This window comes from Flavobacteriales bacterium (assembly GCA_016715895.1).
Classification (GTDB): domain Bacteria; phylum Bacteroidota; class Bacteroidia; order Flavobacteriales_F; family PHOS-HE28; genus PHOS-HE28.
Window position 1 is genome coordinate 1,082,985 of record JADJXH010000004.1, and the last position, 23,291, is coordinate 1,106,275.

The 23,291-nt window shown below is 65.1% G+C and carries 16 protein-coding genes; 13 read left to right on the top strand and 3 right to left on the bottom strand.

Annotated features, from left to right (window positions below):
• Positions 1-549: 549 nt before the first annotated feature.
• The gene (locus tag IPM49_13240) at positions 550-1,524 is read right to left on the bottom strand and encodes a hypothetical protein (GenBank protein MBK9275484.1); all 975 of its coding nucleotides are present in this window, start codon (positions 1,522-1,524) and stop codon (positions 550-552) included.
• Between the two features lie 123 nt (positions 1,525-1,647).
• The gene (locus IPM49_13245) at positions 1,648-2,067 is read right to left on the bottom strand and encodes an SPOR domain-containing protein (GenBank protein ID MBK9275485.1); all 420 of its coding nucleotides are present in this window, start codon (positions 2,065-2,067) and stop codon (positions 1,648-1,650) included.
• Positions 2,068-2,323: 256 nt separating this feature from the next.
• On the opposite strand from IPM49_13245, the gene IPM49_13250 reads away from it, so the two are divergent.
• The 12 genes from IPM49_13250 to ruvB all read left to right on the top strand — a co-directional run bounded on the left by IPM49_13250 (position 2,324) and on the right by ruvB (position 20,108).
• On the top strand, positions 2,324-3,559 hold the full coding sequence (locus IPM49_13250) for a c-type cytochrome (protein MBK9275486.1): 1,236 nt from the start codon (positions 2,324-2,326) through the stop codon (positions 3,557-3,559).
• A gap of 17 nt (positions 3,560-3,576) precedes the next feature.
• A complete protein-coding gene (locus tag IPM49_13255) occupies positions 3,577-6,861 on the top strand; it encodes a TAT-variant-translocated molybdopterin oxidoreductase (protein ID MBK9275487.1) in 3,285 nt (1,094 codons plus the stop codon).
• Positions 6,862-6,880: 19 nt separating this feature from the next.
• Complete coding sequence (gene nrfD, locus IPM49_13260; protein ID MBK9275488.1) at positions 6,881-8,266, top strand: polysulfide reductase NrfD; 1,386 nt, start codon at positions 6,881-6,883, stop codon at positions 8,264-8,266.
• 4 nt (positions 8,267-8,270) lie between these two features.
• Entirely contained in the window at positions 8,271-8,801 is a 531-nt protein-coding gene (locus tag IPM49_13265; GenBank protein ID MBK9275489.1) for a DUF3341 domain-containing protein, read from the top strand.
• A gap of 3 nt (positions 8,802-8,804) precedes the next feature.
• Entirely contained in the window at positions 8,805-9,485 is a 681-nt protein-coding gene (locus IPM49_13270) for a cytochrome c (GenBank protein ID MBK9275490.1), read from the top strand.
• Between the two features lie 71 nt (positions 9,486-9,556).
• Positions 9,557-10,717, top strand: a complete 1,161-nt coding sequence (locus IPM49_13275; protein ID MBK9275491.1) for a quinol:cytochrome C oxidoreductase — start codon at positions 9,557-9,559, stop codon at positions 10,715-10,717.
• A gap of 42 nt (positions 10,718-10,759) precedes the next feature.
• Positions 10,760-12,043, top strand: coding sequence for a cytochrome c oxidase subunit II (locus tag IPM49_13280; protein ID MBK9275492.1), 1,284 nt, complete (start codon positions 10,760-10,762; stop codon positions 12,041-12,043).
• Between the two features lie 19 nt (positions 12,044-12,062).
• Complete coding sequence (locus IPM49_13285; protein ID MBK9275493.1) at positions 12,063-13,871, top strand: cbb3-type cytochrome c oxidase subunit I; 1,809 nt, start codon at positions 12,063-12,065, stop codon at positions 13,869-13,871.
• Positions 13,872-13,936: 65 nt separating this feature from the next.
• A complete protein-coding gene (locus IPM49_13290; GenBank protein MBK9275494.1) occupies positions 13,937-14,563 on the top strand; it encodes a hypothetical protein in 627 nt (208 codons plus the stop codon).
• A gap of 914 nt (positions 14,564-15,477) precedes the next feature.
• The gene (locus IPM49_13295) at positions 15,478-16,497 is read left to right on the top strand and encodes a T9SS type A sorting domain-containing protein (GenBank protein MBK9275495.1); all 1,020 of its coding nucleotides are present in this window, start codon (positions 15,478-15,480) and stop codon (positions 16,495-16,497) included.
• A gap of 185 nt (positions 16,498-16,682) precedes the next feature.
• Positions 16,683-18,899, top strand: coding sequence for a tail fiber domain-containing protein (locus IPM49_13300; GenBank protein ID MBK9275496.1), 2,217 nt, complete (start codon positions 16,683-16,685; stop codon positions 18,897-18,899).
• Positions 18,900-19,082: 183 nt separating this feature from the next.
• Positions 19,083-20,108 carry a Holliday junction branch migration DNA helicase RuvB gene (gene ruvB / locus IPM49_13305; protein MBK9275497.1) on the top strand — a complete coding sequence of 342 codons (1,026 nt, stop codon included), beginning with the start codon at positions 19,083-19,085 and terminating at the stop codon, positions 20,106-20,108.
• A gap of 25 nt (positions 20,109-20,133) precedes the next feature.
• On the opposite strand, the gene IPM49_13310 is transcribed toward ruvB, so the two are convergent.
• A complete protein-coding gene (locus IPM49_13310) occupies positions 20,134-21,291 on the bottom strand; it encodes a class I SAM-dependent RNA methyltransferase (protein MBK9275498.1) in 1,158 nt (385 codons plus the stop codon).
• Positions 21,292-21,518: 227 nt separating this feature from the next.
• Between IPM49_13310 and IPM49_13315 the strand changes: the two genes are divergently transcribed.
• Positions 21,519-23,261, top strand: a complete 1,743-nt coding sequence (locus IPM49_13315; protein ID MBK9275499.1) for a hypothetical protein — start codon at positions 21,519-21,521, stop codon at positions 23,259-23,261.
• The last annotated feature ends 30 nt before the right edge of the window (positions 23,262-23,291 follow it).

Sequence of the window (23,291 nt, forward strand, 5' to 3'; positions counted from 1 at the left end):
ATCGACCAAGGTCACTCTATTCCCTTGTATCTGAGGGTGTTATTATTTCCTGCCGACCGCTCTTGGTCAATGTGATGGCTTGCTGGATGTGGCGGGGTCCAAGGCTGCCTGACCAGCGTCGTGCTCGACATTGCGCGCGGGTTGCTACGGACCGAGCACCCTCGCAGCGCCGGTACCGGAAGTATGTATGGCCATACATGTTTTCGGTCGCCGCCCGCAGGCTCCGACCGCCTCACCACAGTGACTGTTCCAGACGTCCGCGAGAACGGCTTTCGTCGCTGAACCCTCTACCTACCGAGAACCGGGTCTTCGATCCGGTACAACGATGATCGACCGCCGCCGCGATGTGCCGACCTTGTTCAAGGTTGTTGGAGGTGCGATCGCGGCGCAGCCTCAGTATCCGATGGGTTACCAGTATCCCATGGAAAGCTCGTGAGCGGGATCCATGCGGTGGCTTCGATGTTCGAGGTGCCGCGCGGAACACGGCGTTCGCCTTGGAGCTGGACGGCAGGGAAGTGCTCGGATCCGGCCTGTCGGGCCGGACCGGGCTCAGAACACGATCTTCTGGCGGCGCAGGCGCGTGCGGTACTTCTTGCTGCGCGTCTTGTACTTGTACAGCTTGTAGTGCACCTGCGCGCGCAGGAAGAGGTAGGCGTCCAGGTCGTCGGGATCGCCGCGCTGCTCGCCTTCGCTGTAGCGGAGCGCTTCGGGCTGCGGATCGGCCAGGAAGGCGGCCAGTTCGCCCGATTCCGAGCCGATGCCACCGTTGGCCTCGGCGATGAGGTCATTGTCGTAGTAGTTGCCGCTGACGTCGTCGATGTAGTCCGTGAACGTCTTGGTGTACTGCGCCTCCAGGCCCACGCTGAGCACCTTGCTGAGCTGCTTGCGGATGCCGATGCCCATGGGGATGCACAGGCTGAAGTTGCTGTACTCGTCGGGGCCGCCCTCCATCCCCTGGCCCTCGGTGCGCAGCGGCTTCAGGTCCACCCACGCATTGTTGAACTTGGCCCTGGGATTGAAGTAGAAGCCACCCACACCGCCGAACAGGTAGAGGCCGATGCGGGAGGACTTCTGCCCCTTCACGCCCCGGATGTCGTACAGGTGGCCCAGTTCCTCCAGAAAGGGGTGCACCTCCAGCATCAGGGCCAGTTCGTAAAGGTCCGATCGGAACGATAGGTTGCGCCGTTTCCGCGCGGGTTCCTCGGTAAGGTTGTCGTTGCCGGCCATCACGCCGTAGGCCAGTTGGGTGCGCAGGCTGAGGCGTTCACGCAGGTAGTACCGCCAGCCCAGGCTGAAGGCGGGCCGCGTCTGGCTCACCTCCAGGTCCCAGATGAAGGAACTGCCGATCTGGTCGCGGCCGCCCAGTTCACCCAGGAAGTTGGACGCGCCCAGGCCGATCGTGATCTCGTTGCGGTGTGTCTTCCAATAATCCGTGGTGCGGAAGTACTGGGCGGAGGTGGGAACGCATATCCCGACGGCCAGGGCCGGGAGGACGTTCCTGAAGGCGATCGTTGCGTTCCGCATACGGTCCGGTCCGATCGGGAAGGGCGCAAGGTGCTTCGTCCCGCGCAGCACACGCGAGGTCAGCAACACCGCGAACGGTCCCGAAAGGGGTGCCCAAGGTAGTGATCTGATGTGAACTGCGGCCTACGGTGCGGAAGGCACGCCGGCCTTGGTGAGCGCTGGTGGCTCGATCTGGTCCTGCACCACATAGCAACCCGGGAACTCCGGACGAAGTTCCTGTCGCAACCGCTCCGCCTCGACCCTGTCGCGCAGGTCGCCCACCCGGATGCGGAAGTTGGGCGCCAGGTAGCTCAGGTAGGCCGGCACGTCGGGGTGGCGCTGCAGGAACGCCTGCCGCACCTTCACCGCATCGGTCTTGCTGCCCAGGTGGATCTGCACCCGATACCCTTCGATCACGCGGTCCAGGGTGGGATAGGCCGCCATGAACTCCAGCGCGCGCGCGTCACCAAGCCAGCGCACCGCACTGCTGTCCGCGTCCGATTGACCGCGGAGAGCGGCGGCGTGGAGCAGCACCAGGAGGGGAAGGAGGTGGTGTACGCGCATGGCGCTGCGAAGGTAGTCGGCGCCCGACGCGGCGTTCCCGTGTTTAGAACGATCCTAAATAGCATACCGGTGTTCGCATCCCCATCACGCTCCTGTCCCACGTACGCTTCGCCGTTTATTTTTGCGCCGGTCCAAAAAGGGGGTCCCCCTTCCTAAAACGTCCGGAATGCCGCGTCCATCCAGGTTCTCCCTCCGATCGCCCGGGCTGTTCCACGCACTGTTCGTCCTTGCTCTCTCCCTTGCCGTTGCGCCTTTGATGGCCCAGCCGGCGGACGCTGCGTTGTACGCCACCGGTGAAAAGGTCTTCAAAGGCAATTGCGCCAGCTGCCATAAGCCGGACAAGGATATGACCGGCCCTGCGCTGAAGGATGCGCGCGCCCGGTGGGAAGGCAAGGGCGACATCTATGCGTGGGTGCGCAACAGCACCGACGTCATCAAGAGCGGCAACGCTTACGCCAACGAGCTCTTCACCAAGTGGAACAAGAGCGTCATGACCCCCATGGCGCTCTCCAACGAGGAGATCGATGCGGTGCTCTACTACGCGGACAACTACGCGCCGCCCGCGCCGCCTCCCGGCAAGGAGCCGGTTCCAGCGGGCGAACCGCAGGACGTCCCGTTCTGGCCGTGGATGCTGGTGATCGGCCTGCTGCTGCTGGTGGTCGCATTGAGCCTCGGCGGCGTGCGCAAGAGCCTCACCAATGCGGTGCGTGAGACCGAGGGCCAGGGGCCAGCACCGGACCGCACCGCTTGGCAGTCCTTCAAGGATTGGGCCTGGCACAACAAGACCTTCGCCTCGGTGCTCGGCCTGCTGCTGCTCACCTGGGGCATCGTGTCGGCCTGGGATTGGGCCCTCACCATCGGGGTGTATGGCGGCGACACCGTGGAGCACTACAAGCCCGAACAGCCCATCCGCTTCGACCACACGCTGCATGCCGGCAAGGCCGACAAGGGCAACCTGGCCATCAACTGTGTCTACTGCCACAACAGCGCCGAGAAGAGCAAGCATGCCGGCATCCCCACGGCCAACGTGTGCATGAACTGCCACCAGGCCGTCGGCGAATCGCAGCGCAATCCCTGGAGCACTGCGGAGATCAAGAAGATCCACGACGCCACGGGGTGGGATGGCAAGGCCTACACCGGCACGCCGAAGCCCATCGAATGGGTGAAGGTGCACAACCTGCCGGACCACGCGTACTTCAACCACGCGCAGCACGTGGCGGTGGGCAAGCTCGAATGCCAGGAGTGCCATGGCCCCATCGACGAGAAGATGGACGTGGCCGAACAGTGGGCCCCCCTGACGATGGGCTGGTGCATCCAGTGCCACAACGAGAAGGAGGTGAAGATGGCCGGCAACGGCTACTACGATGAGGTGATGGCCCGCCTGGAGAAGAACGAGAAGTTGGGCCACCGCGAGCTGAAGGAGTACCTGGAGGACGAGAAGATCACCGTGAAGGAGCTTGGCGGCTGGGAATGCGCCAAGTGCCACTACTAAGAACACCGCCGCGCCGCATGTCGAGCACCAAGCGTTACTGGCAGGACCTGGCCCAACTGGACCAGGCCTCCGAAGCGATCCAAGGCCGGGAGAACGAGTTCCAGGCTCCGCTGCCCATCGATGAGATGCTGGCGGACAAGGGACTGACGGGAGCCACCACGGGCCGCCGCGACTTCCTCAAGTTCCTGGGCTTCGGCCTGGGCGCCGCCAGCCTGGCGGCCTGCGAGACGCCGGTGATCAAGAGCATCCCCTACGTCAACAAGCCGGAGGAGATCGTGCCCGGCGTGCCCACCTGGTACGCCAGCACCTACTACGACGGCCAGGACTACGCCAGCATCCTGGTGAAGACGCGCGAAGGCCGCCCCATCCACATCATGGGCAACCCGCGCCACGGCATCAACCGCAACCCGAAGCTGGGCAAGGGCACGATCAACGCCCGCATCAACAGCTCGGTGCTGTCGCTGTACGACGGCGAGCGGCTGCAGGGCCCGCGTAGGAACGAATTGAGCGATAGTGCCCGTACTTGGGAAGACCTATCCTGGGCTGATGCCGACAAGGCCATCAGCGGCAAGCTGGCCGAGCTCAGCACCGGCGGAAAGCGCATCGTGGTGCTCACGCCCACGGTGATCAGCCCCAGCGCCAAGGCCGCCATCGCCCAGTTGCGCAGCCGCTACGGCGCCCAGCCCGCCGCCGAGGGCCAGCCCGCCACCGGCGGGGCCCAGGTGGACCACGTGCAGATGGACAGCATCAGCTACGCCGGCGTGACCGGCGCCAACCTGAAGAGCTTCGGCCTCCGGGTGATGCCGTCCTACGACCTCACCAAGGCCGATGTGCTGGTGTCCGTGGACTGCGACTTCCTGAGCAGCTGGGGCAGCACCACCGAGCACGCCTGGCAGTACGCCAGCCGCCGCCGTCCCGAGGACGGGTCCATGAGCAGGCACTGGCAGTTCGAGACGCGCATGAGCATCACGGGCGCCAATGCGGATGAGCGCGTGGCCATCAAGCCGAGCGAAGTGGCCGCCGCCGTGATCGCGCTGCACGATGCCGTGGCCCGCAAGGCCGGAGCCCCTGCCGCCGGAGGCGGGATGGAACATCCGCAGCTCGCTGCTGCGGCCGATGCCCTCTGGGCGGCCAAGGGCAAGGCCCTGCTGCTCTGTGGCAGCAACGACGAGGCCGTGCAGGTGGTGGTCAACCGCATCAACGACCTCCTGGGCGCCTATGGCAGCACCATCGACCTGGCCAACCACACCTGGTTCTTCCAGGGCGATGACGCTGCGGTGGCCCAGTTGGTGAAGGACATGAACGCCGGCCAGGTGGGCGCCCTGCTGATCGCCGGCACCAACCCGGCCTACAGCCTGCCCAATGCCGCCGAGTTCAAAACGGGCCTGGAGAAGGTGGCCCTGACGGTGTGCATGAGCACCCATGCGGACGAGACCGCGAGCCTGTGCCAGTGGGTGTGCCCGGACCACCACTACCTGGAGACCTGGGACGACCACATGCCCAAGGTGGGCCGCTACGCGCTGAGCCAACCGGTGATCAGCCCGCTGTTCGACACCCGGCAGTGGCAGGAGAGCCTGGTGCGCTGGTCCGGAGGCACGGGCAGCTACCACGACCTCATCAAGGCCACCTGGCAGGGCGCACTGGCCGCCCGGGCCGATGCGGCCACCGCATCGCCGTTCGCCACCGTGTGGCAGACGAGCCTGCACGACGGCGTGTACGAGGCGTACACGAACCCGAACGCCCCGGTGCCGTTCGCGGCCGACGCCGCCGCTGCGGCGGCCATGGCGAAGAAGAACGCCGGCGCCGGTGGAGAGTGGGAGCTCGTCCTCTACACCAAGGAAGGCATCGGCGACGGTCGCCACGCCAACAACCCGTGGCTGCAGGAGCTGCCCGACCCGCTCAGCAAGGTCACATGGGACAACTACGTGCTGATGGCCCCGAGCGACGTGAAGCGCCTGGGCCTGCAGACCTACCTGGGCCAGGAAAGCCCCGCGAGCGTGGTGACGGTGGCCGCCAACGGCGTGGAGCTTCAGCTTCCCGTGGTGCCCGCCCCGGGCCAGAAGGCCGGCACCATCGCCATCGCGGTGGGCTACGGCCGTGGTGCCAACGGCGAGAAGGTGGGCAAGGCCGCCTGTTTGCCCAACGATGACGGCGGCGCCACCCCGGTGGGCCGCAATGCCTGGCCGTTCGTGAGCCTGGTGAACGGCACCGCCAGCATGGCCGTGGGCAATGTGACGGTGACCCCGACGGGCACCACGCACCCGATCGCCATCACGCAGACGCACCTCACCCACATGGACCGCCATAGCGTGGTGAAGGAGACCACCCTGGCGACCTGGAGCAAGCACGACCCCAAGGGCACGTACAACCACCAGCACGAGCTGGCGGTGCATGAGGACGTGAACGAGGACGGCGCCATCGACGCGCGCGACCGCCTGCCGGTGAAGGAGTTCGACCTGTGGGAGGAGCACCCCGTGGAGGGCGTGGGCCACCGCTGGGGCCTGAGCATCGACCTGAACACCTGCACGGGTTGCGGGGCCTGCGTGACGGCCTGCACCAGCGAGAACAACGTGCCGGTGGTGGGCAAGGACGAGGTGCGCCGCAGCCGCGAGATGCACTGGCTGCGCATCGACCGCTACTTCAGCTCCGACATGACCAAGGAGCGCGCGAAGGAGGAGGGCCTGGGCAAGATCGACATGTACCTGGACATGGAGGTGCCCAGCGACAACCCGCGCGTGGTGTTCATGCCGATGATGTGCCAGCACTGCAACCACGCACCGTGCGAGACGGTGTGCCCGGTGGCGGCGACCACGCACAGCAACGAGGGCCTCAACCAGATGGCCTACAACCGCTGCATCGGCACGCGGTACTGCGCCAACAACTGCCCCTACAAGGTGCGCCGCTTCAACTGGTTCAACTACGTCACCGACAAGTTCGCCGATGTGAACCCCGCGTGGAGCGAGCTGGGCCGCATGGTGCTGAACCCGGACGTGGTGGTGCGCAGCCGCGGGGTGATCGAGAAGTGCAGCCTGTGCGTGCAGCGCATCCAGGCCGGCAAGCTGGAGGCGAAGAAGGCCGGGACCCCGGTGGCCGACGGCGCGGTGGAGACCGCCTGCAGCGCCGCCTGCGGCACGGGCGCCATCGTGTTCGGCGACCTCAACGACACCAAGAGCCGCGTGGCGAAGCTGCATGGCGAGGAGCGCGCGTACATGGCGCTGGAGGAGATCGGCGTGAAGCCGAACGTCAGCTACCTGGCCCGGGTGCGCAATACAGAGGAGACCGCCGAAGCCCATCACGCCTAAGGAAAACAGACCGGACCCCATGCATTCCGAATCCGCGATCCGTGAGCCGCTCATCCTGGGCCACAAGACCTATCACGATATCACCAACGATATCGTGGCGCCCATCGAGAACAAGGCCCCGCGCGCCTGGTACGTCCTCATCACCATCAGCAGCCTGATCGCCCTGTACGGCATCGGCTGCATCCTGTACCTCATCGGCACGGGCATCGGGGTGTGGGGTCTGAACAAGACGGTGGACTGGGCCTGGGACATCACCAACTTCGTGTGGTGGGTGGGCATCGGCCACGCCGGCACCCTCATCAGCGCCGTGCTGCTGCTGTTCCGCCAGCGCTGGCGCATGGCGGTGAACCGGTCGGCGGAGGCCATGACCATCTTCGCCGTGATCATGGCGGTCACCTTCCCGGTGATCCACATGGGCCGGGTGTGGATGGCCTACTGGGTGCTGCCGTTGCCCAACACCTTCGGATCCCTCTGGGTGAACTTCAACAGCCCCCTGCTGTGGGACGTGTTCGCCATCAGCACCTACTTCACGGTGTCGCTCGTGTTCTGGTACATCGGCCTGATCCCCGACTTCGCCACCATCCGCGACAAGGTGAAGAGCCCGGGCATGAAGAAGGCCTACGGCATCCTGAGCTTCGGCTGGACCGGCAACGCCAAGGCGTGGACGCGCTTCGAGGAGGTGAGCCTGGTGCTGGCCGGCATCGCCACCCCGCTGGTGTTCTCGGTGCACTCGGTGGTGAGCTTCGACTTCGCCACCTCGGTGATCCCCGGCTGGCACACCACCATCTTCCCGCCCTACTTCGTGAGCGGCGCCGTGTTCAGCGGCTTCGCCATGGTGCAGACCCTGCTGCTGGTGATGCGCAAGGTGATGAAGCTCGAGAGCTACATCACCATCAAGCACATCGAGTACATGAACATCGTGATCATCGTCACGGGCTCCATCGTGGGCGTGGCGTACATCACCGAGCTGTTCATCAGCTGGTACAGCGGGGTGGAGTACGAGAGCTACGCCTTCATCAACCGCGCCACCGGCCCCTACTGGTGGAGCTACTGGGCCATGATGACCTGCAACGTGGTGAGCCCGCAGGTGTTCTGGTTCAAGAAGCTGCGCACCAACCTCACGTTCACCTTCTTCATGAGCATCGTGGTGAACATCGGCATGTGGTTCGAGCGCTTCGTGATCATCGTCACCAGCCTGCACCGCGACTACCTGCCCAGCGCCTGGAACATGTTCCACCCCACCTGGGTGGACGTGGGCATCTTCGTGGGCACGCTGGGCATCTTCTTCACCCTGTACCTGCTGTTCGCCCGCTTCTTCCCGGTGCTGGCCCTCAACGAGCTGAAGAGCATCCTGAAGCTCAGCGGCGAGAGCTACAAGCAGCAGGCCCAACATCACCATCACTGAGCCCATGGCCAACAAGGTCGTATACGCGGTCTACGATGACCCCGAGGTGCTGAAGGGCGCCGCGCGCACGCTGGTGAGCGCCGGCGTCAAGGTGCGCGACGTGTTCAGCCCCTTCCCCATCCACGGATTGGACCCGATCATCGGCGTGAAGCGGACCCGTCTGGGCATCGCCGCCTTCATGTACGGCATCACGGGCACGAGCCTGGCCATGCTGGGCTTCTGGTACTTCATGATCCACGACTGGCCCATGAACATCGGGGGCAAGCCGAGCTTCACCCTGTATCAGAACCTGCCGGCCTTCATCCCGGTGGCCTTCGAGTTCACCGTGTTCTGTGCCGCGCACGGCATGGCCATCACCTACTTGATCCGCAACAAGACGCTGCCGGGCATGCCGGCGCGCAACCCCGACCCGCGGAGCACCGACGACAAGTTCATCATGGAGGTGCGCTCGGAGGACAACCACCTGGGTGCCGAGGCCATCGTGGACCTGCTGCGCGGCACGCCGGCCCTGGAGATCAACGAACGCGAACGCTGAGCCATGCGCAAGCCGCACCCGATCACCCTCGTTCCCGCCCTGCTCGCCGCGGCCCTGCTGCCGTCGTGCGGAGGCGACCCCAACAGCCCCGGCATCGAGTACATGCCCGACATGTACCGCAGCCCGGCCGTGGAGGCCTATGTGGACCCCGGCCAGGACCCCTATTACGTGGGCAATGAGAAGGCCGAGGCCCAGCGCTCCACCCAGAGCGCCCGTCTGCCGGTGGCCGGCACGGTGCCCTTCAGCATGGACCCCGCCAAGGCGGCGTTCAACTTCCCGTATCCGTATCCGGGCACGCCCGAGGGGTATGAGCAGGCCGGCCTGGAGCTGAAGTGCCCCCTGCCCATGACGCAGGCCGTGGTGGACCAGGGCAAGGTGGTGTACGACAAGTTCTGCCAGCACTGCCATGGCGCCAAGGGCGAGGGCGATGGCAGCGTGGTGAAGAACGGCAACTACCCGCAGCCGCCCAGCTACACCGCCGCACTGAAGGACCTGCCCGAAGGCAAGATCTTCCACAGCCTGGTGTATGGCAAGAACGTGGCCATGGGCAGCCATGCCGGTCAGCTGAACAAGGAGGAGCGCTGGCAGGTGACGCGCTACGTGCAGTTCCTGCAGAACGGCGGCAAGCTCACGCGCGACACGCCGACGCCCGCCGCCGACAGCACCGCCACCGCCGCCAAGTGAACCCGGACGAACACGGATCAGCGATGAACTTCACCTTCAGCAAACGGGCCCGCACCATCAGCATGGCGTTGATGGTCATCGGCGCCGTGGCCGCCGTCATCGGCATCCTCGGTGACCACACCGACCACCACCAGCGCACCTGGGCGAGCCTCTTCGTCAACGGCTTCTTCTTCTTCGGCATCGCCCTGGGCACCCTGTTCTTCTACGCCCTGCAGAACGCCACCGAGACCGCGTGGAGCGTGATGGTGAAGCGGGTGTACGAGGGCATCCTGGGCTTTTTACCGATCGGGGCGGGCGTGGTGCTGCTGTGCCTGGCCGCCGGAAGTCTTGGTCTGCATCACATCTGGCACTGGATGGACCCGCGCGTGACCGACCCGACGAACGCCGAGCACTACGACGCGTTGATCGCCGGCAAGAGTTCCTTCCTGAACCTGCCCTTCTTCTGGGTGCGCGCCATCGCCTACATGGCCACCTTCATCCTGTTCGCCCGCTGGTTCCGCAAGCAGAGCCTGGCACTGGACGAACTGAGCGGCGAGGCCCTGGTGAAGCGCCACCTGCTGATGTACCGCCGCGGGGCCCTGTTCCTCGTGCTCTTCGCGGTGTTCAGCAGCATCCTGGCGTGGGACTGGCTGATGAGCATCGATGCGCACTGGTTCAGCACCCTGTTCGGCTGGTACGTGTTCAGCGGCATGTGGGTGAGCGCCATGATCACCGCGGTGGTGCTGGTGCTGTACCTGCGCCGCAAGGGCTACCTGCCCCAGGTGAACAACAGCCACATCCACGACATGGGCAAGTGGGTCTTCGCCATCAGCTTCCTGTGGAGCTACCTGTGGTTCAGCCAGTTCATGCTCATCTGGTACGCCAACATCCCCGAGGAGGTCACCTGGTTCCAATCGCGGATCGATCACCACCCCGGGCTGCTGTGGACCATGTTCTTCATCAACTTCGCGGTGCCCATGGTGCTGCTGATGAGCCGTGATGCGAAGCGCAACCCGCGTTTCCTGATCGGCGTGGGCGCGGTGATCTTCATCGGCCACTGGCTGGACGTGATCCAGATCGTGATGCCCGGCGCACTCGGCCACCACTTCCACGGGGTCGGCCTGCTGGAGGTGGGCATGTTCCTGGCCTTCCTGGGCCTGCTGATCCACACCGTGCTCACCACCCTCACCAAGGCGCCGCTGGCCCCCGTACAGCATCCCTACCTGGAAGAGGCCGTGCACCATTCCATCTGACGAACAAACACCCGCCCCTGAGGGTATTCCAATAGGCGAACGATGACGAAGCTGCTGATCCTCCTGGTCCTGGTGCTGGCCATCCTGGCGGTGGCCCAGCTGGCGCGGGTCTATGAACTGACCTCCAAGCTGCGCGGCAAACGGGAGGAGGACATCTCCCCGGCCGACAACCGGATGAACGCCAACCTGTGGTACGTGTTCATGCTGGCGTATTACGCCTTCTTCCTCTGGCTGATGTGGGCCTATGGCGACAAGATGCTGCCGGTGGCCGCCAGTGAGCACGGCGTGGCGCTGGACGCCCTGCTGAACTTCAACTGGTTGATCCTCTTCATCGTCTTCTTCATCACCAACACCCTGCTGTTCTGGTTCGCCGGCAAGTACGCCTACCGAGCCGACCGCAAGGCCTACTACTACGCGCACAACAACAAGCTGGAGCTGATCTGGACGATCGTGCCGGCGGCCTTCCTGGCGGTGATCATCATCTTCGGTCTGCGCACCTGGCAGGACATCACCGGTCCGGCCTCGCCCGACGCGCTGCAGGTGGAGCTTTACGCCAAGCAGTTCGACTGGACCGCCCGCTACCCCGGGGAGGACGGCATCCTGGGCGCCACGGATTTCCGCCTGATCAACGGGGACAACCCGCTGGGCATCGTCACCAAGGAGAGCATCGCCAAGCGGTTGGCGGAGCTGGCGGCGGACAAGGCCGAGATCGACTCCACCCTGCAGCACGCCATCCTGCCGGATGCGAAGGTGGCCGAGTTCCATGCGGCGATCGCCAAGATCGAACGCCAGGCCGGCCGCATCGTGAACCTGCGCACGATGATGGAGCAGGACATCGCCGAGAAGGGCGACGCCAGCGTGTACGCCCACGGGGCCGATGACGTGGTGATCAAGGAGTTCCACCTGCCGCTGCGCAAGGAGGTGAACCTGTTGATCCGCAGCCGCGACGTGATCCACAGCGCCTACATCCCGCACATGCGGGCCCAGATGAACGCAGTGCCGGGCATGACGACGACCTTCAAGATGGTGCCCACGATCAGCACCGACAGCATGCGCCTGGTGATGAAGGACGAGACCTTCGACTTCATCCTGCTGTGCAACAAGATCTGCGGCGCCAGCCACTACAACATGCAGATGCCGCTGGTGGTGGAGGATCAGGGCACCTACGACGCCTGGTACGCCGAGGCGCGCAAGAAGCCCTTCCAAGCCCCGCCGATGGCGGCCGCCCCCGCTGCCCCCGCCGCTGCGGCCCCTGCCGACAGCACGGCCGCCCCGGCGGACAGCACCGCCGCCCCGGCCTCCGCCACCGCCGCCCTGAAGCCCTGAACCGACGACCCGACGAACCATGGGATCCGTAGCCACCGCCCCCCACGCCCACGCCGGGCACGCGCACCACGCGCATCATCACCACGAGGAGAGCTTCGTGTCGAAGTACGTCTTCTCGCAGGACCACAAGATGATCAGCAAGCAGTTCCTGATCACGGCCATCATCATGGCAGTGGTGGCGGTGATCATGTCGGTCATCTTCCGCCTGCAGCTGGCCTGGCCGGGCGAGAGCTTCGCCTTCACCAGTTTCTTCCTGGGCGAGAAGTGGGCGCCGAACGGCGTGCTGGACCCCAACATGTACCTGGGCCTGGTGACCATCCACGGCACCATCATGGTGTTCTTCGTGCTCACGGGCGGCCTGAGCGGCACCTTCAGCAACCTGCTGATCCCCCTGCAGGTGGGCGCGCGGGACATGGCCAGCGGCTTCCTGAACATGCTGAGCTACTGGTTCTTCTTCCTGAGCAGTGTGCTGATGCTGGCCTCCTTGTTCGTGGAGGGCGGTCCGGCCAGCTCGGGATGGACGGTGTACCCCCCGCTGAGCGCCCTGCCGCAGGCGATCCCCGGATCGGGCGCGGGCATGACGCTGTGGCTGGTGAGCATGGCCATCTTCATCGCCAGCTCGCTGTTGGGCAGCCTCAACTACGTGGTGACCGTGCTGAACCTGCGCACCAAGGGCATGAAGATGACCCGTCTGCCGCTGACCATCTGGGCCTTCTTCGTGACCGCGGTGGTGGGCATCCTGAGCTTCCCGGTGCTGCTGAGCGCGGCGCTGCTGCTGCTGATGGACCGCAGCCTGGGCACCAGCTTCTACCTCAGCGAGATCCACGTGGCCGGTGAGGCGCTGGACCACGTGGGCGGAAGCCCGATCCTGTTCCAGCACCTGTTCTGGTTCCTGGGTCACCCGGAGGTGTACATCGTGCTGCTGCCGGCGTTGGGCATCACCTCGGAGGTGATCGCCACCAATGCGCGCAAGCCCATCTTCGGCTACCGCGCGATGATCGGGTCCATCCTGGCGATCGGCTTCCTGAGCTTCATCGTGTGGGGCCACCACATGTTCATCACGGGCATGAACCCCTTCCTGGGCTCGGTGTTCGTGTTCACCACCCTGCTGATCGCCATCCCCAGCGCGGTGAAGGTGTTCAACTACCTCACCACCCTGTGGCGCGGCAACCTGGTGATGAGCCCGGCCATGCTGTTCAGCATCGGCCTGGTGGCCACCTTCATCGCGGGCGGCCTCACGGGCATCATCCTGGCCGACAGCGCGCTGGACATCAACGTGCACGACACCTACTTCGTGGTGGCGCACTTCCACATCGTGATGGGCATGAGCGCCATCTTCGGCATGTTCGCCGGCGTCTACCACTGGTTCCCCAAGATGTACGGGAGGATGATGAACACCAAGCTGGGCTACGCGCACTTCTGGCTCACCTTCGTGGCTGCCTTCGGGGTGTTCTTCCCCATGCACTTCATCGGCCTGGCCGGGGCCCCGCGCCGCTACTACAGCTACACGGAGTTCCCGATGTTCAACGGCGTGGTGGACCTCAACGTGCTTGTGACCATCTTCGCCATCCTGGGCGCGCTGGCGCAGATCCTCTTCCTCTACAACTTCTTCTACAGCGTGTTCCGCGGCCCCAAGGCGGTGCAGAACCCGTGGAAGGGCAACAGCCTGGAGTGGACCACGCCGGTGGAGCACATCCACGGCAACTGGCCCGGCGCCATCCCCACCGTGCACCGCTGGCCCTACGACTACAGCAAGCCGGGCAAGGCGGAGGACTTCGTGCCGCAGACCGTGCCGCTGGAGCACGGCGAGGAGGAGGAGCACGGCTGATCCGGCCGGTGATCGCTTGGGAATGTCCGCACCTTTGGTGGCGGACATTCCGCTTTTTTGCCCCGATGCGCGCGCGGATCCTGCCTTTGCTCCTGCTCCTGCCCCTGGCCGCACCGGCGCAGCTGCTGGACAGCCTGGGCCACTTCCTGCACCTGCGGCCGCGCTGGAACCTGGGGGTGGACACGCGGGGCTCCTTCATCAGCAACCGGGGGGTGACCGTGGCGGGTGTGCGCGTGGGGCTGGAGCACGGCGGGCGCCTGCGCTACGGGCTGGGCTATCAGTTCCTGCTGACGCAGGTGGAGCAGGACAGGGCCGTGTGGGAGGCGGGTGCCGAGCGGGTGGTGCCGACGCGACTTCGCCTGGGCTACGTGGCCCCCTACTTCAGCTACACCTTCCTGCAGCGCCGCCGTTGGTCCATGGCGATCCCTGTGCAGGTGGGGGTGGGGCGCGGGTCCCTGATGTTCGAGGACCTGGCCGGCGACCGCCAGCCGCTGCAACGCACCACGCTGTGGGTGTACGAGCCGCTGATGACGGTGCAGTACCGGTTCTGGCGCTACGCCGCCTTCCAGCTGGGCTGGGGCTACCGCCTGGTGGCCCGCAGCAAGGGCCTGGACGAGCAGCTGACGGCGCCGATCTACCAGCTGGGCCTGCGGCTCTTCACCCGCGAGGTGATGGAGGACCTGCGGCGGTGAGGGAGGCTGGCGAAGGAGGAAGGAGCAAGGAGGAAGAGCCAAGAGCCAGGAAATACGCCTTCGACAGGGTCTTCGGCGAGGCCAACGGAGTGGAGGGACTCGGGAGCCCGATGAGCCGGCCTGAGGGCAGCGGTGTCCACAAACTCACGCAGAGGAGCAGAGGACGCGGAGCCCATCCTAACCGTCATCGCGAGCCGGTCCCGCAGGGCCGGTGTGGCGATCTCCATCCTCAACGTCATCACGAGCAGCCCGAAGGGATGCGTGGCGATCTCCTTCCTATCCGTCATCGCGAGCCGGTCCCGCAGGGCCGGCGTGGCGATCTCCCTGGCCAGTGATCCGATCTCTATCGGGGAGTTCGCTTCGCCTGCAGAGCCTTGCTCGCGAAGACGATTGAAGGAGATCCCTTCAGTTGCGTCCCCCCCTGTAAAGCCCACGTGAAGTTTTCAACCGAGGGCACCAACCCGCTCACTGTCGACTATATTCGACCTGTCATGCCTGCTTTGAACACGCGCATACGTGGATGCGAACCGGACGGATCGCCGATGTCGGCGTGCGCCGCAAGCGAACGGCTTGTGGCCGGATGCTGGCGGCTGGAGGCTGGAGGCCTGTGGCCGGACAGGCCGACACAACCCCGAACGATGAAGGTAGCTGGCCTGGCCACTACCCCCCACGAAGAAGCCCCCGGCGCGTGAACACCGAGGGCTTTGGTCACTCATGTCCCACCAACTCGCGAAAGAAGATGAACAGGAGCTAGCACAAAGATAGGGTGCACCCGCAGAGCCCACCAGGCAGCACCAGGCCGTGCAGACACGGTCTACCAGCGGAGCCTTGCCGCAACCCGCGACGGACAAGGGCTTGAACGGAGCGGAAGAGGACCGGGATGATGCTCCCGGCCGATACGAACAACGAACGCGATGAACACCACCTACACGGCCTACACGAAGCATGGTTTCATGCATGCGGTGGCGCTTATGGCGGCGGTGTTCTGCACAACCAATACTGCGCACACCCAGAACCTGATTCCGAATGCGGGGTTCGAAGAGACGGATACCTGTGTTACCACCTTGGGCCCGGGTGGCCTTGAGGATTGGTACAGTGCCTACCTTCACTTCGACCGATTGCAGGCCTGTAACAATGGCGGTGCGAATGGATTACCGATGAATGCATTCACCTACCAAGAACCTTTCGAGGGTGGATCGTGCATCGGACTCTATACCTACTATCAAAGCGGTGTGGAGCAGCAGCGAGAATGGGCCATGGTGCCTTTGTTGGAACCCTTGGTGGTAGGGCAGACCTACTACTGCAGCTTCAGGGCCAATGCGGGTTTTGGTGGCAACGCGCAATACCCGCAGATCTGGCTGGCCAGTAATAACATCGGCATGCTCTTCACCACGTACGATCGTCATTGGTACCAAGGCGATGCTTACCCGGCACCGTTGAACACGGCTCATGTGTTACGTACCCAGGTACTGGCCGATACCGTGGGCTGGACCTTGGTGAGCGGCAGTTTCGTGGCCGACAGCGCTTACACCTACCTGATGATGGGCAATTTCTTCAGCAACGCGCTTACCGATACGGTACACTTCGCTGATCCGGATTCCGTGTTCCCCTGGTATCCCAGGGGCTATACGCTGATCGATGCTGTGTGCGTATCGCCAAACCCGGACGGTTGTGATCTAGGACAGGACGTGGAAGAGGTGCAGGAGGAAAGCGGGATCCTGTTCCCGAACCCGGCGAGCGACCAGCTGTTCATTGCCGGTCGCACCGGTGTGGAATACCAGGTGCTGGATGCGCTGGGGCGTGCCATAGCGCAGGGCAGGGCGCTGAACGGTCATTGGGCGGTGGATGTGCGTACATGGCCACGCGGCGCCTACATCATGCGCTTGGAAACTGCGGGAAGGTTGGAAGTAAGAAAGTTCGTTGTAGCGGATTAGGGAGCATCACCCCGGTCCTTTCGGAAACAGCTGATAAACGAAAGGACATGAGAACGAAGGTATTTCTTGCACATGCCTTGTGCGGTGTGTGCTTGCTTACGGCGCAGCGCGTCGGAGCGCAAGCGACTACGCTTGGAAATTTGGGTGGACCTGGTGATTATTCCGGCTGGAACGGCTCCACCACCATGCCCCTGGAAGTGCGCCACAACGGCAACCATGAGATCGAGTTCTGGACGGATAGCATCCAACGGGTGGAACTGAACCCGACGGAGAGCTACGTGGTGAACTCCAGCTTTGGGGCCAAGACGGCGAACGGGTGGATGTTGCTGAGCCCGGACATCGCCAACTTCCTGAGCGGGGCCAACGGGCCGTACAGCCTGCTGCATCTGGCGGCGGCCACCAACAACGCCCAGACCAGCAGCGACCGGCCCTGGATGAACGTGGGCATGACGCTCACGGGCAACAGCGACCACAGCTACGTGGGGCAGAAGGCGAACGCCAGCGACAAGACGGACATGGTGATCCACTGGAGCGACAACCCGGCCACCTGGTACGGCCCGGACCGCTTGCGCTTCCTGTTCACCAGCGGCTACAGCAGCTCCAGCGCTTCCGGGGCCTACAGCGAAGAAGGTTTGGAAGGCATGCGGCTGTGTCCGGTGACGCCGGATGAGGTGAATGTGGGCATCGGTGACTTCTACGCGGCCAATCTGTCCGACCCGACCATCACTGAACCCGAAGAGCGGGTGGACGTGGTTGACGGTCGGGTGCGGATCCGCCAGTTGCCGAACGAGGCGGTGATGGACACCGCGGACAAGTATGTGGTGGTGAACGAAGATGGGGTGCTGGGCTGGCAGAACATCGCGGCGCTACCGGATAATTGCGAATGGACCATGGGCGCCAATCCGAACCCCAACCACCTGTGGACGGCGGTGGGCGCGTCGGACCCGGACTGCCCGGATGGAGAGGATAACGTCGGGATCGGCACGAACAGCCCGGCGGGTGGAACGAAGCTCAACGTCATTGAGAACACCCCGCATTCCGGCTTGTCCAACCGAGGTATTTTCGTGCGCACGGAGATCCCAACGGGAACAAATGGTGCAGGTGCCTCTTGTATCGGTGTGCGTGCCGAGGCGGCCAACGGAGAAGATCGGAACGTTGGGATCCAAGGCACCGCATTCACGCCAAGTGGGGTCACTTCTGTGGACAACTATGGGATGGAGGGTTTCGCGAATCCTTCCGGTGAGGTGGGTCAGAACAGGGCGTTGTCGCTTGATGCATCAGTAGCCTCCGGTGGCGTGGTCGATGAGAACAGAGGTGTCTTCTCGCGCGCTACGGACAATGCCGCCAGTGCAGAGAACTGGGGTGGACAGTTCGAGGCTTACGGAACAGGCACCTCGGCGACGAACCGCGGCGTGGAGACCTATGTTCAAGGCACCGGGTCAAGCCAGAACAACATCGGCGTTCGGACCTACGTGTACAGCACAGGCAGCAGCTCCACGAACCATGGGGTGTGGAGTCGGGTGGATGGGGCGACCTCAAGCACCAACATCGCGGTGTATGGCCAGGTGGGCGATACGCTCACCAATCATTGGGCGGGCTACTTCGCTGGCCGCGTTCAGGTCACCGGCAGCATGTGGAACAACGGGACCTTCATCTTCTCGGACGCCGACATCAAGACCAATGTGGAGGACATCGAAGGACCGGATGCGGCCGATCTGCTGGGACAGCTGGCGCCACGGACGTACACCTACCAAAGCGCTCAGTATCCGCGATTGTATCTCCCGAGCGGACAGCAATACGGCTTCATGGCGCAGGAAGTGGCGCAGGTGATCCCGGCCGTCGTGAGCAGCACGAAAGTCCCCGCTGAGCTGGACAGCCTCGGCAATGTGGTGCATCCGGAAATGGATGTGGAGGGCATCAATTACACGGCGATGATCCCGTTGCTCGTGGCGGCCTTCAAGGAGCAGCAGACCACCATCAGCACCTTGCAGGACCAACTGGCGGCCGTGCAGCAGGACCTGGCGAGCTGCTGCGCGGCCCACGGCAGCACGGATGGGCGCAGCATGAGCCCAGGGGCAGGGGCGGGGGCACGCCTTCGCCAAGGCTTCGGCGATGCGAACGCAGGTGCAGGAGAGGCCCTGCGCACCGATCTTTTCATCGTGCCCAACCCTGTGGCGGACCACACGCAGCTGCGCTACACGGTGGCCACGCCGGGCCGCACGCGGCTGGAGGTGAGCGATGCCAGTGGCAAGCGGCTGGAGGTGCTGGAGGAGGCCGTGCGGGAGGCCGGTGCCTACACCCACGACTGGACCACCACGGATCTGGCGCCCGGCACCTACCATGTGACGCTGTACCTCGACGACAGCTTCGTGGTGAAGAAGGCGGTGAAGGTGGCGCGATAGGCTTGTGGACAACATGGGTCAGGGGCCGCTTCGCGATCGCGGGGCGGCCCTTGGCGTTCAGGCACATGCGCACATGAGCACGACTTGTCCCGCCCCAGCGGGATGCGCACTTGGGCAAATGTGCCCGCCTCGTCCACTGCGGCATGGAACCATGTGCCCGCCCCGCCGATCTACCTTCGCCCCATGCCCGCGTCCTTCGACCCCCGGCAGGAGCAGCGCGCCGCCAGCGACAAGGAGCTGGAGCAGGTGCTGCGCCCCCGGCAGTTCGGCGAGTTCGCCGGTCAGCGGGCGGTGACGGACAACCTGAAGGTGTTCGTACAGGCGGCGCGGCAGCGGGGCGAGGCCCTGGACCATGTGCTGCTGCATGGCCCGCCGGGGCTGGGCAAGACCACGCTGGCCAACATCATCGCGGCGGAGATGGGGGTGGGCATCCGGATCACCAGCGGCCCTGTGCTGGACAAGCCGGCCGACCTGGCGGGGCTGCTGACGAACCTGGAGCCGCACGATGTGCTCTTCATCGACGAGATCCACCGGTTGACGCCGGTGATCGAGGAGTACCTGTACAGCGCGATGGAGGACTACCGGATCGACCTGGTGATCGATGCGGGGCCGAACGCGCGCACGGTGCAGATCGCGCTGAACCCCTTTACGCTGGTGGGGGCCACCACGCGGAGCGGCCTGCTGACGGCCCCGCTGCGGGCGCGCTTCGGCATCAACAGCCGGCTGGACTACTACGACGCGCCCACCCTGACGGGCATCGTGAAGCGGAGCGCGGGCCTGCTGAACGTGCCGATCGCCGAGGAGGCGGCGGTTGAGATCGCGCGGCGCAGCCGCGGCACCCCGCGGATCGCCAACGCGCTGCTGCGGCGGGTGCGCGACTTCGCGCAGATCCAGGGCGACGGCACCATCACGCTGGCCATTGCCCAGCACGCGCTGAAGGCCTTGAACGTGGATGCGCACGGGCTGGACGAAATGGACAACCGGATCCTGGGGGCCATCATCGACAAGTTCGGCGGCGGGCCGGTGGGGCTGAACACGGTGGCCACGGCGGTGGGCGAGGAGGCCGGCACCATCGAGGAGGTCTACGAGCCCTTCCTGATCATGGAGGGCTACCTGCAGCGCACGCCGCGCGGACGCCTGGCCACCGAGCGGGCCTACCGCCACCTGGGCCGGGTGCCGAGCGTGAAGCCCGGAAGCCTGTTCGAGTAAGGCGCGGAGCGCCGTCCGGCATGGCCTAGGGCCGCGGCGGATCGGGGGCGAAGGTCCGCCGTGTCCCGCTGTACATCTCGTAGCGCATGAAGCGGCATTCGAGCGCGCCGTTGTAGAGCTTGATGCGCGGCCTGGGGGTGAGGTGGACGTGCTTGGCGGCCTCCAGGTTGCTGGTGATCATCCAGGCGGTCCACCCGGCCCAGCGCTTCTTGAGCGTGTCGCCGATCATGGCGTAGACGGCGTTGATGTCCTCGTCCTTGTCCATGCGCTCGCCGTAGGGCGGGTTGAGGAGCAGGGTGCCGCCGCCTTCAGGCGGTTCCAGCTCCTGGAAGGGCCGGTTGACGATGCGGATGCGGTCCTTCAGTCCGGCGCTGGCGATGTTGCTCTCGGCCTTGCGGGCCACGTGGGGGCTGAGCTCGCCGCCCAGGATGAGCGGCTTGTTCCGCGCATCGATGCGGGCCAGGGCCTCGGAGCGGACGGTCTGCCAGGTGTCCGGCTGAAAGCCCTTCCAGCGTTCGAAGCCGAAGCGAGGACGATGCATGCCGGGCGGGATGCGGCCGGCGATCATGGCCGCTTCGATGAGGAGGGTGCCACTGCCGCACATGGGGTCCACCAGGTTGCTGCGGCCGTCCCAGCCGGACAGGAGCACCAGCCCCGCGGCGAGCACCTCGTTGATGGGGGCCAGGTTGGTGTGGTCGCGGTAGCCGCGCTTGTGCAGCGAGCCTCCGCTGCTGTCCAGGGAGACCAGGCATTCATCCCCGCGGATGTGCAGGTGGATGCGCAGGGTGGCGTTGTCCAGGTCCACCGAGGGGCGGCGGCCGAAGCGCGCGCGGAACCGGTCCACGATGGCGTCCTTGGCCTTGAGGGCGAGGAACTGCGAGTGCGTGAAGCGGTCGGAATGGAGCGTGCAGTGCACCGACAGGGTGTCGTCCACGTCCATGTAACGCTCCCAGGGCATGGCCTTGATGCCGCGGTAGAGGTCCTCCTCGTTGCGGAGCCCGAAGTCGTGCACGGGCACCAGGATGCGGAGGGCGGTGCGCAGGGTGAAGTTGGCGCGGTACATGCACGCTTCATCGCCGCGGAAGGTGACGGCGCGGTTGTGCTTCTCGATGTCGCGGGCACCGATGGCCCCGAGCTCGGCCACCAGGAGGTCCTCCAGGCCGAACATGGTCTGGGCGGTCATGGGGAACAGGCCGTCGGACATGGGGTAAAGGTCGGGAAGGATGGTCCAGGCCCCGGCCTCCGGCTACAGGCCGCCAGCCGCCAGCCCCCGGCCTCCGGCCACAAGCCTCCAGCCTTCCAAGGCGCGCGCTCCCGGCACGAGTGGATCTGAAGAAACCACACGGGGGCAACGATCCGCGGGCATCCTTTTCCGTGGGTGAACGTCATGGCACCACCATGCACCGCCTCATGCGCCTCCCTGTTCTGACCGTTCTGCTACTAGCCGCTCCGGTGCATGCCTTATGGAATGTGCCCGATGCCAACTTGCGCGCGTGGATCGCGGCGAACTACCCGGGGGCTCTGGTGGGCAACTTCGTGGACGAGAACCATCCTGGCGTGCAGGCCGCCACGGAACTGTATCTGCAGAACAGTGGCATCGCCGACCTGAACGGCGTTCAGGCATTCGCGAACGCGCAAGGCCTCTACGCTGATAATAACCCCATTCCGAACAGCGGTGTGTACACCCCGCCCAACGTGTTGCTCGTGTCCTTGAGCAGCTGCCAGTTGAGCGGCACCCTGTTCATGGACGCCCTCGTGCCCAACAGCATTCAGGCCCTGTACGTGCAAGGCAACCAGCTGAGCTCCTTGACCTGGTGCAGTTCATGCGCGCTCTCGAGCTTCAACGGGGACAACAACCAGATCGCGTCGTTCACGGGTACGCCCCCGATCACGCTGGCCGCGGTAAGGTTGGCGTACAACGGCCTCACCGGGAACGCCCCCGGCCTCGCGGGGCTCCAGCTGTACTACTTGGATGTATCGAACAATGCGCTCACAGGCCTCCCGGACGTAGCGTTCTTTTTCGGAGGCGGCTTGCACGCCCCCTACAACCAGCTCACCACCTTGCATGCGGCCGCCCTGCCAGCGAACATGCAATCGTTGGACGTGGGCCACAATCTGATCCACACCGTGGACCTGAGCGGATCGGTCATCACGCAGCTCACGCTCAGCAGCAATCCCCTCACCAACGGCATCGTGGAGCTTCCCGCAGGCCTGCTCAGCCTGAGCATGACCAATACCCAGTTGCCCTGTCTGCCGTGGCTGCCCCAGAACCTGAACTTCATGACGTGCACCGGGAGCCTGTTCACCTGCCTGCCCAACATGCCGCCCGCGCTGAACCTGTCACCGGGCAACTTCGGCTTCACGCCTGCCCTGTGCACCATGGGGAGCAGCTGCTACATTCCACCGCCGAGCGTGCGCCTGTTCGCCGGGCTGCAGGGCGCGTGGAACGAGAGCTCCGGGTTGATGCGCGATGACCTGCGCGCCCAAGGCCTGCTGCCGCTCACCGAACCCTACACGGCGCTGGGCTACAGCTACGTGTTCAACAACACCCCGCTGAGCGTGCCGTCCTCCTTCTTCACCACCACGGGCCCCACGGCCATCGTGGACTGGGTGGTGGTGGAGGTGCGCCAGGGGGGCATGCCGGGCACCCTGGTGCAGAGCATGCCGGCGCTGGTGCGCCGCAACGGCCGCGTGATCAGCACCACGGGCGATACGCTGCTGACCCTGCGTGTGGCGCGGGGCTCCTACAAGGTGGCCGTGCGGCATCGCAACCACCTGGCGGTGATCAACTTCGCGTCGCAGCCCTTCGGCAACGGCCCCACCACCATCGACATCCTGTACCCCGGCACCACGCAACTGAACATGGTGGCGGTGAGCGTGACCGCGAGCGGGAAGCGCCTGCTGCCGATGGGCGATGTGAGCGGCGACAAGGTGGTGAAGTACACCGGCAGCTCCAACGACCGTGACCCGATCCTGACGGCGATCGGCGGCACGGTGCCCACAGCCGTCCTGAGCGGCCAGTACCGGCGCGAGGACGTGAACATGGACGGCCAGGTGAAGTACGCCGGGGCCTCCAACGATCGCGACCCGGTGTTGAACGTGGTGGGCGGTACGGTGCCCACGGGGACACGGTCACAGGTCCCCGTGTTCTGACGGCCGGCGCGGAGGCGCGTGGCGGCGGCT